This window comes from Shewanella electrica (genome assembly GCF_022321485.1).
Lineage (GTDB): Bacteria > Pseudomonadota > Gammaproteobacteria > Enterobacterales > Shewanellaceae > Shewanella > Shewanella electrica.
In genome coordinates this window covers 1-319 of the sequence record NZ_JAKOGG010000038.1, presented here as the reverse complement: position 1 = coordinate 319, position 319 = coordinate 1, and the positions used below count along the sequence as shown (strand labels likewise).

1 protein-coding gene is annotated in these 319 nt (G+C 58.9%); it reads left to right on the top strand.

Annotated features, from left to right (window positions below; translation table 11 throughout):
• The coding region (locus L9G74_RS19830; RefSeq protein ID WP_238898504.1) for an immunoglobulin domain-containing protein at positions 1 to 319 on the top strand (319 nt) is incomplete at both ends.

Genomic DNA, 319 nt, shown 5'->3' with positions numbered 1-319 from the left:
TGGCGGTGCTCGCCCACACCTCAGGTTCCCTGGTGCAGGCAGCGCTGACTCAGCCGTCCTCGGTGTCAGCGAACCCGGGAGAAACCGTCAAGATCACCTGCTCCGGGGGTGGCATCACCTATTGTGGTTGGTTCCAGCAGAAGTCTCCTGGCAGTGCCCCTGTCACTGTGATCTATAGCAACGACAAGAGACCCTCGGACATCCCTTCACGATTCTCCGGTTCCAAATCCGGCTCCACGGGCACATTAACCATCACTGGGGTCCAAGTCGAGGACGAGGCTGTCTATTACTGTGGTGGCCACGACGACAGCAGTGATTC